Source organism: Vibrio sp. M260118, from assembly GCF_036533755.1.
Classification (GTDB): Bacteria; Pseudomonadota; Gammaproteobacteria; order Enterobacterales; family Vibrionaceae; genus Vibrio.
The window spans coordinates 1-10373 of the sequence record NZ_JATABG010000097.1; the positions used below are offsets into that span (position 1 = coordinate 1).

The following is a 10373-nucleotide window of genomic DNA, read 5'->3' on the forward strand; positions in this document are numbered from 1 at the left end:
GCCTTTTTGCCATCGAGCTCTCTGTTTAATTGAAAAAGGAACTTTCGAACTATGAGGTACACGCCTACCTTAAAGCTCAGCACTCGGCTAGTTGCGTTCGTGACTATGATTGTTATCTGCGCGATGTTTATCCTTTTTCTCGGTGGAACCCTCTCTTTTAAACGACTCGGCCAAGAGTATTTAGATCACTCACTCAAAGGCATTGTTGAAGTGCTGGATAAAGAGATGGAAGACCCAGACGCTGCATATTCATTACAGCGTTGGATGCCGAAAATGCTTCAGGCCTCTAATATTGTTGAGATGGAACTGTCGTCTGAGTTTGGGGTGATTTATCGCTTCAAAGATACCTCGTCGAAAGTTGATACGGCGCTGCTCTACAATGTTGAATATACCCTAGAGCGAAACCAAGGCTATCAGATTCGCTTTAAGGCGGTTCCGCCGTACATTGGCTATGGCTATTCAATTCAAGCCCTTTGGTCGATCACTGTGGCTGTCGCGTTTATTGTCTTTGGATTGATTAAAGGGCTAGAGTGGCTTAAGGGTCAGTTATACGGCTCAGAGTTGCTCGAAGAGCGAGGGCGAATGATACTTGCTGGTCGCGTTGAAGGTTATGCGGTCGGGGATGAAAAAGAGTGGCCCTATACGGCGAGTCTGGCCCTAGACCGTTTAATCGAAGAGCTCCAAGATGCTCGTCAGGAGCGAAGCCGCTTTGATACCTTCATCCGTACCCAGACTTTTCTCGATCAACTGACGGGCACGGCAAATAGAGTATTGTTTGACAGTAAGTTGGAAGCGGCTTTGTCTGAACATGGTTCCCGTGGCGGTATTTTGATCTTACGTGTTGATGATTGGGAGCAGATAGAAGAACAGGATAAGTCAGTTGCTAATGATTTCTTAATCAGTGTTGGTGAAGGGTTGAGCAATGTTATTCAACGCTATCCAGATGTAATTTTGTCGCGCTATTACCGTTCGGACTTTGCGATTTTTGCGCCAAACCTATCCAGTAAAGAGGTCGCCAACCTAGCTGCGCAATGTTTGAAACAGCTTGAGAAACTCGCGCCTCCTTCCCCTCTAGAGCGTGATGATTGGATCCACATTGGGGTTAGTATGTATCGAGAGGGTGAGAGTCAAGGTCGAATCCTTGATGAGGCTGAAACTGCACTAAAGAGTGCGCAGCTGCAGCGGATTAACACTTGGAGTCGCTTTGAAAAACATACTAGCCAAAGTGACGAGCGTGGCAGCGTACGTTGGCGTACTTTGTTGGATGTCGCGCTGCAACCGGAACAACTCTATGTTTACTCTCAGCCTTGTTACCTTCTTGATAGTCAAAAAGAGCCTTCAGAGGACCATTTGGAGCTGTTTGCTCGCATTAACGATCCCGAAAAAGGCGTCATAAAAGCGTCGCGCTTTAATTCGGCAGTTGAGTCGGTTGGTTATGAATCGACCCTTGATAAGGCCATGATTCGAAAAATAATTCGACACATAAGGTGTTCCGGCCAACCAAGTGGTTACTCTATTAACCTGCATGTGGTACCTTTTGCGGAACGGAGTTTCTTTAAATGGTTTAGAGACGAACTATTACAGCTTACTTCCGAGCAGCGCGCTCGGCTGTCATTTGAATTTGCCGAGGCGAGGTTGGTCAAACATCTTGATTACATACGGCCTGTTGCCAAAATGATCACGGGCTTGGGTTGTAAAGTTGTTGTTGGCCAAGCGGGACGCTCGATTGTTAGCACGCACTACCTTAAAGAGTTTCCAGTTAGTTATTTGAAGTTGCACCGAAGCCTGATTAAAAAAATCGATCAGCGCCATGAAAACCAACTTTTTGTCCGTAGCTTATTGGGTGCTTGTGCAGGGCTAAACACTCAGGTTATTGCTGTAGGTGTCGATAACAAACAAGAGTACCAAACTATGCTTGAACTCGGTGTTCATGGTGTGCAGGGGCGTTATTTAGCTGCAGAACAGCAGATGTTACCAGAGCATACACTGGCAGAGCATAGCTCAATGCGAACTCAGCAGAGTAAAGTGCAAATTGGACGCCGAAATCGCTGGCGGAAAACATAGAAGTATAAATGAATATTCAATCATTGTTCGATAAGTTAAAAACTGGCAAGCAAGCCGCTTATGAAGTGTATGCGGTTGTTCAACCTAGTGCGATTTTTTTCTCAGCACCACAAGCGTTATCTTTACCGAGTGTGGTTCCTGTTGAAGGCGTTGCTTGGCAAGAGCTCCTGGTTAAGGTACTACGTGATGCTCAGGTATCTAATCTAGATCTTAAACTTGTTCTTCACTCCAGTATTTACCAAACGTTCCAGATTGAGAAGCCAAACATACCTCAACAAGAACTTAAAGCCGCCATACCGTTTTTAGTTAAAGATCTCATTAGCGAAAAAGTGGCTGATGTAGTGGCAGACTTCTCACCAGTCTCTGTCAATAACAAGTTACAAGTTTACGTGGTGCAGCGCGCGTTAGTCGCAGGTTTATATGAGTCACTTAAGCAAATTAAGGTAGATCTAGCCTGTGTCTGCGTAGAGGATGAAATTTGGGGGCATTCCGCCAATGAAATGAGCACCTTTTTGCTTCTACAAAGAAGCAAGCAAGGACAATTTCGTATCAGTGCATTTGTTGACTCTCAATGCGCATTTCAAAGAACCATTCGCGGACTGACCGCACCACTAACGGGCGTAGCAACCAGTGCTCTTCAACTCGATAGCTTAGCTTTAGAGCTGCAACGCTCAATTGATTACTTATCGTCACAAATGCGCAGTGCATCACTACACCAACTACAAGTGTGCTGTGACGAAGAGCAGCATCAGGACCTAGTCCAAAATCTAAGTGAAAGCTTGAGCGTCAAGGTGACGGCTTTATCGGAGGCTGAGCTTGAATCGGGTGCGGTACTGGTTCAAACCGCGAGCCAGCTAGAGCAGGTGGACATTAATCTGTTCCCTGAGGATCTTAAACCGAAAAAAGCTTACTTTACGCTAAAAAATGTCGCGCTGGGGTGGCTGATCACCGCAGGGGTTTTGAGTTTGGCTTATGCCGGGGTCAAATACCAAAACAGTCAATTGCAGCAAGAGCTAGCAGCCTACCAGTCTCGGGAGAAAGAGTACCAGCAAGAGGTTGAAAGCTTGAGTCAGCGATTAGCCAAGCATAAACCTAGCGCAGCGAAAGTGGCAGCTATTGCTAGGCTTAAACAAGAGATAGAAGCTAAAAGACACTCGTTAGAAGCGATTAATGGCTTTGATGAATCACAACAAATTGGTTATTCGGGTGTGATGCGCTCATTGGCTGAGCTGGGAAGAAACGATATATCACTCAGTTCCATCACTATTGATGAGATGACTTTAGATTTGCAGGGCTTAGCTCGCGAAGCGAAAGCGATTCCAAATTGGGTCAATCAATTTAAAACTGAGTTAAACCTAGTTGGGCGTACATTTGAAAGGCTAACCATAGGCCGTAATGAGGACAACATCATTACTTTTGAGCTTAAGACACAACAGGAGGACGACTAATGGAGCAGTACTGGCAACAGTGGTGTGACAAATTTGTCCAACTGAGCGCGAGAGAGAAGTGGTTAATCACTTTATGTGGTTTTGTCGCAATTGCACTTGGTCTATTTACCTTCCTAGTGGAACCAACCCTTGAGCAGAACAAGGCTACAACGCAACGAATTGTGGCGAGCAAACTTAACGCGCAACGCCTTGAAGCGGATATTCTGTTGATGACCGCTAAACTGCGTAAAGATCCGGATCAGGAGCTAAATCAAGAGTACAAGCAACTGATGGCTGAGAGCCAAGAGCTTTCTACTCAACTTGCAGCGATTGTCGAGAACCTCATTGCTCCTAGCCAGATGGCGCACTTATTAGAGCAAGTGCTGGCTGAATCAAAAGGCTTGCACCTAGTTTCACTGGCGTCAATGCCTGCAGAGCCGATAGTGACAAATGAAGCTCAATCCAGCTCAACGGGTTACTACATCCATCCTGTACGTTTGGAGTTAACCGGGCAGTACTTTGCTATCGTTAAATATCTAGAGGCGTTGGAAAATTTGCCTGTTAAATATTACTGGAGAAGTTTTCACTACTCTGTTGAAGAGTATCCAACCGCGCGTTTGGTACTTGAAGTCTATACCTTAGGAACTAGGCAGGAGTTTATTGGTGGTTAGAATTAGCTTGGCATTGTTTTTATCGGTGTTATCACTCAATACGTTGGCTTCTCAGGATCCAACGGCGCCACTAGGTTGGCAGAAATCTAGCCCGAACAAACCTGCTGTGGTAAAGCGTAAGCCAGTCCCTACGTTACAGAGTATTGTCTGTGAAGATACTCATGGGTGTAGCGCGATTATTAATGGTCAAGTCGTGCTTGCGGGTGAGCAAGTCAGTGGTTACAAAGTTAGTCAAATTAAGCCAGAGGTTGTCACTTTAGAAACAGGTGGCAAGCAATGGCAACTCAATCTTTTCTCTCTGGATGTGAAACAGTAAGGTCAGTTGAAACTTATGCGTAAACTCGCAATAGCAATCACGATTACCAGTTTACTAGCTGGTTGTACTATGGGACATAGAGATCCTGTAGAGGCTAAAGGGGCGCTGAATCAGGCGATAAATGAAAACAATAGCCGCGCTCTAGAAACTCTCCCTGCTTCGGTAGAAGCTGATCTTATGCCAGAACTGAGTAGTGATAACACCGTTGCGTCTAAGGCTATCAAGCGCTTTAGAATCAAAGCCAATGGCGTCGATGCCAAAGCTTTTTTTGCTAGCTTAGTTAAAGGCACTCAATATAGTGCTGCGATTCATCCTAACGTGAGTGGGAGTATTACCGTTAACCTAAATGAAGTGTCGTTGGATGAAGTGTTAGCAGTTGTACAAGATATGTATGGCTACGATATTAATAAGGTTGGCAATGTTATTCAGGTTTATCCTGCGGGCCTGCGTACAGTGACAATCCCCGTCGACTATTTACAGTTTAAGCGCACAGGCCGCTCACTTACCTCTATCTCGACGGGAACCATTACCAATACTGACAATAACTCATCAAGCTCTAGTTCATCGAACTCATCCACATCGTCGAACTCCAACTCCAATAACAGTAGCAGCAACAATGTTAAAGGCGGTACTGAGATTGAGACCACTAACGAGAGTGACTTTTGGCCACAGCTGGAGACTGCCGTGGCGCAACTCATTGGTTCGGGCGATGGTCAGAGCGTGGTGGTAACCCCTCAGGCGAGCGTCATCACTGTGAGGGCTTTTCCTGATGAAATTAGAGAAGTACGCGACTTCTTAGGCGTTTCTCAGCAGCGCATGCATCGTCAGGTTATCCTTGAAGCGAAGATCCTTGAAGTTACCTTGAGTGACGGCTATCAGCAGGGCATTAACTGGTCAAAAGCGTTTAGCTCGAACGGAACCAACTACTCGATTGGTCAGGGCTCGATTGTCAAAGATGCTACAGGGGCGATTGTGCCTGCCGTGCTTCCTGGCCTGGATACTATCGGCAATTTACTCGGCGGTCAGTCAAACTTAGTGATCTCTAGTGGTAGCTTTGAAGCGGTATTGAGCTTTATGGCTACTCAGGGCGATCTAAATGTGCTCTCAAGCCCACGAGTGACAGCTTCGAACAACCAGAAAGCGGTCATTAAAGTGGGCACAGACAGCTATTATGTGACGGACTTTTCTTCTAATACTGATACAAATAGCTCATCAAGTAACACTTCGACAGATGTCGAGCTAACGCCATTTTTCTCAGGTATCTCACTTGATGTAACACCTCAAATCGATGACCAAGGTAATGTGTTGTTGCATGTACATCCATCGGTTATTGAAGTGAAAGAGGAGCGCAAAGAGATCAGCTTTGGTTCCAACAACCTAACTCTGCCGTTGGCAACCAGTTCGATTCGTGAATCAGATTCGGTCATTCGTGCTCAAGACGGTGATGTGGTTGTGATTGGAGGCTTAATGAAGTCGAGTACTTTTGATCAAGTGTCGAAAGTGCCCTTCTTAGGTGACGTACCTGCGCTAGGCCACTTGTTCCGTAATACCACAAAGCTAACCCAAAAAACTGAGTTGGTGATTCTACTTAAGCCTTCTGTTGTTGGCGTAAATACTTGGCAAAAAGAACTAGAGCGCTCACGCGACCTGTTACAAGAGTGGTTCCCTGACGAGCAATAACCGTTATGTACCTAGAGCACTTTGGCTTTGATAGCTTGCCATTTCACCTCACCCCAGATACTGAGATGTTTCTAGGGTTAGCGCCCCACTATGAAGCAATTCATATGGTTAACACGGCGCTTGAAATGGGCGAAGGGGTTATCAAGGTCACGGGTGAAGTCGGTACAGGAAAAACCATGATTTGCCGAGTGTTAGTTAAGCACTTTAAGCCCAATGTTGAGTTGGTTTTTTTGCCCAACCCGGCGTTAAGTGGTAGCCAGCTACGCATGGCAGTGGCGAGCGAGCTTGGCTTAGAGGTTGATAACGAGACCACGGTTGTTGATGAGATTCAAAAGCGATTAATTGAATTGAAACAGCAGGGTAAGCGTGTCGTGGTACTGGTCGATGAGGCTCAAGCTCTGGATGATGATGCGCTTGAAGTCCTTAGGTTGTTTGGCAACTTAGAAACGGAACAAGAGAAGCTGTTACAGATGATCTTGCTTGGTCAGCCAGAACTTGACGAACGTTTAGCCAGTCATCATTTGCGGCAGTTTCGTCAACGTATTACGTTTAGTGCTACGCTACGAGGTCTAACGCTGGATGAGTGCGTCGCTTATATCGATAACCGATTAACTAAAGCGGGCGGTAAAGCGAGTATTTTTGCGTTAAACCATAAAAAAGCGATTTGGCGAGCATGTCGAGGCTATCCGCGATTGATCAATCAAATATGTCATAAAGCGCTATTGTTAGCTATGAGCCAAGCATCAGCTCAAGTGACTAATTCACAGCTGTTTGCGGCGATTCATGATACTTACGACAGTTGCAAACCTAAATTCAAAACCCCGCTGCTATGGGGGTGGAGTTAATTCATGAGTGCGATTAATAATGCGCTTTCAAAATTAGCTAGCGATAAATCAACCCAAATGGGGACGATTAGCAAAGCTGAAGTTAAGCCAGTTAAGCAATGGAAGGTACTGCCTTGGGTGGTTGGTAGCTTTACTCTGAGCTTAGCTGTTGGTGGCTGGGCGCTTTCTCAGCAAGCACCTTCACAACCCATTTCTCTAATGACAAAGATTGACTCACAAACGCCTTCATCCCCGTTGAACCTTGAATCGCCAACGACAAAAGTTGCGGTGGTTGAACAACCGATTTATCAGTCAGTCTCTGAGCAAGATATTGAACCAGCGCCTAAAGTAGCTAAGCCAATAGCAACCAAAGTGAAACCAAAAGTGGTTGCTCAACCCGTGCAACTTGCTCGTAATGGAACCAAAGCTCCAGCCGAGCCTACTCCTATCAAGAAAGCTCAGCTAGGGGAGGTACGTATTGAGCAAGTTGAGCTTACTCCTGAACAGCTATCTCAAAAAGCTCAAATAAGAGCAAAAAAAGCGCTTGATAACAATAACCTGGCTGATGCAATCAGTGACTATTCTGAGTCGTTGCGCTATACACCGAATAACAAGATGGTCAGAAAGCGCTTGGCAGCGCTCTATTATGGAAAAGGTGAAGTGCGCAAGGCTGCGGACCTGTTGCAAAAAGGCATAAGCCTGGATAAGTCCGACTCAACACTGCGACTTTCGCTGGCGAAAATGCTGATGAAGGAGCAACAAAACACGGTTGCACTGACGGTATTGAGCACCTTGCCAGAGTCAGCCTCGATTGAATATCTGTCATTGCGTGCCGCGTTAGCGCAGAAAGAGAAGCAAGACGAACTCGCGCTACAAAGCTACCTCCAGCTTGTAAAGCTCGAACCAGACAGTGCTCGCTGGTGGATGGGACTGGGGATCCAGCAAGAGAGAGCATTTCAACTGGCAGAAGCCAAAGGTTCTTACACGCAAGCGCTATCTAAACTTGGTCTTTCGAGCCAATCTCAGCAGTTTATTCGCGATCGACTAGCATTGATTGAAAATCTAGAGGTACAGTCGAGTGAAAATTAAGTTAAGAAAACGCCTTGGCGACCTGTTAGTCGAAGAAGGGGTCATTACAGAACAGCAAGTAGAGCAAGCTCTAGCCGCGCAAAAAACGACTGGGCGAAAATTAGGGGCGACTCTGATTGATCTTGGTGCCTTAACTGAACACCAAATGCTGTCTTTTCTATCGCAACAGCTGTCTATTCCTTTGATTGATTTGAGCCGTGCCGAGGTGGACATTGAGGCCGTTCAGTTACTGCCCGAAGTACATGCGAGACGTTTGCGCGCCTTAGTCATTGGTCGTCAGATGGATACCCTGCGTGTTGCAATGAGTGATCCGGCGGATCTGTTCGCTCAGGAGGCGCTATTAGGGCAACTAGCTCAGTACAGTATTGAGTTCGTTATTGCGTCAGAAAAGCAGCTAGTTGATGGTTTTGATCGCTATTATCGACGCACTAAAGAGATTGCCTCATTTGCTGAACAGCTACAGGCCGAACATCAGGTTACCGAAGCGTTTGATTACAGTATTGAAGGGGATGATAGCGAAGAAGTTACCGTTGTTAAGCTGATCAATTCTATGTTTGAAGATGCGATTCAAGTCGGGGCTTCTGATATCCATATCGAGCCTGATTCCGATGTGCTCCGCTTGCGTCAGCGTATTGATGGCGTGTTGCATGAAACACTGTTGAATGAGGTGAATATCGCTTCCGCCTTGGTATTAAGGCTCAAGCTGATGGCTAATTTGGACATTTCCGAGAAACGTTTGCCGCAAGATGGCCGTTTTAATATCCGCTCTAAAGGTCAATCGGTTGATATTCGAATGTCGACTATGCCTGTGCAATATGGTGAGTCAGTGGTGATGCGTCTGCTTAATCAATCAGCAGGTGTGCGTAAGCTCGAAGAGTCAGGTATTCCCTCTCATCTATTGGATAAGTTGAGACGTCAATTGCGTCGCCCTCATGGCATGATCTTAGTAACAGGTCCAACAGGTTCGGGTAAAACGACTACTCTGTATGGTGCGTTAAGTGAGCTTAATGAGCCGGGTAAGAAGATCATCACAGCGGAAGACCCTGTTGAATATCGTTTACCACGCGTTAACCAAGTGCAGGTAAACCCTAAGATCGATCTCGATTTTTCTACTGTGCTGCGAACTTTTCTTCGTCAGGATCCAGATATTATCCTCGTGGGTGAGATGCGCGACCAAGAAACGGTAGAAATTGGACTACGCGCCGCATTAACTGGTCACCTTGTATTGAGCACCTTGCATACCAACGATGCGATTGATAGTGCGCTCCGAATGATGGATATGGGAGCGCCGGGTTATTTGGTTGCCAGTGCGGTGCGTGCGGTAGTTGCACAGCGACTGGTACGTAAGGTTTGCCCTGATTGTAAGACGGAAGAGCAACTTGATGATGCGCGAGTACAGTGGCTTGCACAGCGTTTCCCAAATCAAGTCGAGGCGACTTTTGTTAAAGGTCGCGGCTGCCAAAACTGTAACCTAACGGGTTATCGTGGCCGAATCGGCGTGTTTGAGATGCTTGAGTTAGAGCAGGACATGATGGATATGCTGCGCGCAAATGATGCTGTCGGCTTTTCAAAAGTTGCCCGCCAGTCGCCAAACTATAAGCCTTTGCTTGCTTCGGCAATGGAGTTAGCCCTGCAGGGGACGGTAAGCTTAAGTGAAGTGATGAGCTTAGGTGAAGGGGATTCATCTGGCCACATTCAAGCGATATATATCTAAGGTAGAGAATGAATAGCTTTCGATACCAAGGACGAAACCTAGATGGCAGCGCAGTGTCAGGTCAAGTTGAAGCACCTACCCGAGAGGCTGCCGCTGAGCAGTTGATGGGAAAAGGGATTATCCCGATTGAGATTTCTGCGCAGTCAGGCAAGAGCGGGCTAAGTATTGACGTTAAGGCTTTAGTGACTCCAGCGGTTCCGTTAGAAGTGTTGGTGATCTTTTGCCGTCAGCTATATAGCTTAACCAAGGCTGGGGTGCCTTTGCTCCGTTCGATGAATGGATTGAGTCAAAACTGCGCCAATAAACAGCTCCAGATCGCATTGCAAGATGTTACGCAAGAGTTGACTAATGGTCGTAGTTTGTCTGCCTCGATGCAGCTATTCCCTAAGGTGTTTAGTCCGCTGTTTGTTTCCATGATTCATGTTGGGGAGAACACAGGTCGGTTAGACCAAGCTTTGCTCCAACTCGCTAACTATTATGAGCAAGAGGTTGAAACGCGTAAAAGAATCAAAACCGCGATGCGCTATCCGACTTTCGTGATCAGTTTCATTACCATTGCGATGTTTATCCTCAACGTAAAAGTGATCC

The 10373-nt window shown here is 46.3% G+C and carries 9 protein-coding genes; all 9 read left to right on the plus strand.

Translation table 11 applies throughout. The features are described 5' to 3' along the window. Window positions 1-51: 51 nt before the first annotated feature. A complete protein-coding gene (gene csrD, locus QTO00_RS08085) occupies window positions 52-2064 on the plus strand; it encodes an RNase E specificity factor CsrD (RefSeq protein WP_331424164.1) in 2013 nt (670 codons plus the stop codon). An 8-nt stretch (window positions 2065-2072) separates the two neighbouring features. After that, a complete protein-coding gene (locus QTO00_RS08090) occupies window positions 2073-3512 on the plus strand; it encodes an MSHA biogenesis protein MshI (protein WP_331424165.1) in 1440 nt (479 codons plus the stop codon). Further along, entirely contained in the window at window positions 3512-4162 is a 651-nt protein-coding gene (locus tag QTO00_RS08095; RefSeq protein WP_331424166.1) for an MSHA biogenesis protein MshJ, read from the plus strand. The genes QTO00_RS08090 and QTO00_RS08095 overlap by 1 nt, the downstream gene beginning before the upstream one ends. Further along, complete coding sequence (locus QTO00_RS08100; RefSeq protein ID WP_331424167.1) at window positions 4155-4478, plus strand: MSHA biogenesis protein MshK; 324 nt, start codon at window positions 4155-4157, stop codon at window positions 4476-4478. Before QTO00_RS08095 ends, QTO00_RS08100 begins: the two co-directional genes overlap by 8 nt. A 15-nt stretch (window positions 4479-4493) precedes the next feature. Continuing rightward, window positions 4494-6158: a pilus (MSHA type) biogenesis protein MshL gene (mshL, locus tag QTO00_RS08105; RefSeq protein WP_331424168.1), complete on the plus strand. Its 1665-nt coding sequence runs from the start codon at window positions 4494-4496 to the stop codon at window positions 6156-6158. A gap of 5 nt (window positions 6159-6163) precedes the next feature. Further along, entirely contained in the window at window positions 6164-7003 is an 840-nt protein-coding gene (locus QTO00_RS08110; RefSeq protein ID WP_331424170.1) for an ExeA family protein, read from the plus strand. Between the two features lie 3 nt (window positions 7004-7006). Continuing rightward, window positions 7007-8071: a tetratricopeptide repeat protein gene (locus tag QTO00_RS08115; protein ID WP_331424172.1), complete on the plus strand. Its 1065-nt coding sequence runs from the start codon at window positions 7007-7009 to the stop codon at window positions 8069-8071. Further along, window positions 8061-9785 (plus strand): GspE/PulE family protein, encoded by a 1725-nt coding sequence (locus QTO00_RS08120; protein WP_331424174.1) that lies wholly within the window; start codon window positions 8061-8063, stop codon window positions 9783-9785. Before QTO00_RS08115 ends, QTO00_RS08120 begins: the two co-directional genes overlap by 11 nt. Window positions 9786-9793: 8 nt before the next feature. Further along, on the plus strand, window positions 9794-10373 hold a 580-nt coding region (locus tag QTO00_RS08125), incomplete at its 3' end, for a type II secretion system F family protein (RefSeq protein ID WP_331424176.1).

Bases quoted from the DNA above. Each gene is read 5' to 3' on its own strand.
- csrD (WP_331424164.1), top strand. From the start codon at position 52: ATGAGGTACACGCCTACCTTAAAGCTCAGCACTCGGCTAGTTGCGTTC.
- QTO00_RS08090 (WP_331424165.1), top strand. From the start codon at position 2,073: ATGAATATTCAATCATTGTTCGATAAGTTAAAAACTGGCAAGCAAGCC.
- QTO00_RS08095 (WP_331424166.1), top strand. From the start codon at position 3,512: ATGGAGCAGTACTGGCAACAGTGGTGTGACAAATTTGTCCAACTGAGC.
- mshL (WP_331424168.1), top strand. From the start codon at position 4,494: ATGCGTAAACTCGCAATAGCAATCACGATTACCAGTTTACTAGCTGGT.
- QTO00_RS08110 (WP_331424170.1), top strand. From the start codon at position 6,164: ATGTACCTAGAGCACTTTGGCTTTGATAGCTTGCCATTTCACCTCACC.
- QTO00_RS08115 (WP_331424172.1), top strand. From the start codon at position 7,007: ATGAGTGCGATTAATAATGCGCTTTCAAAATTAGCTAGCGATAAATCA.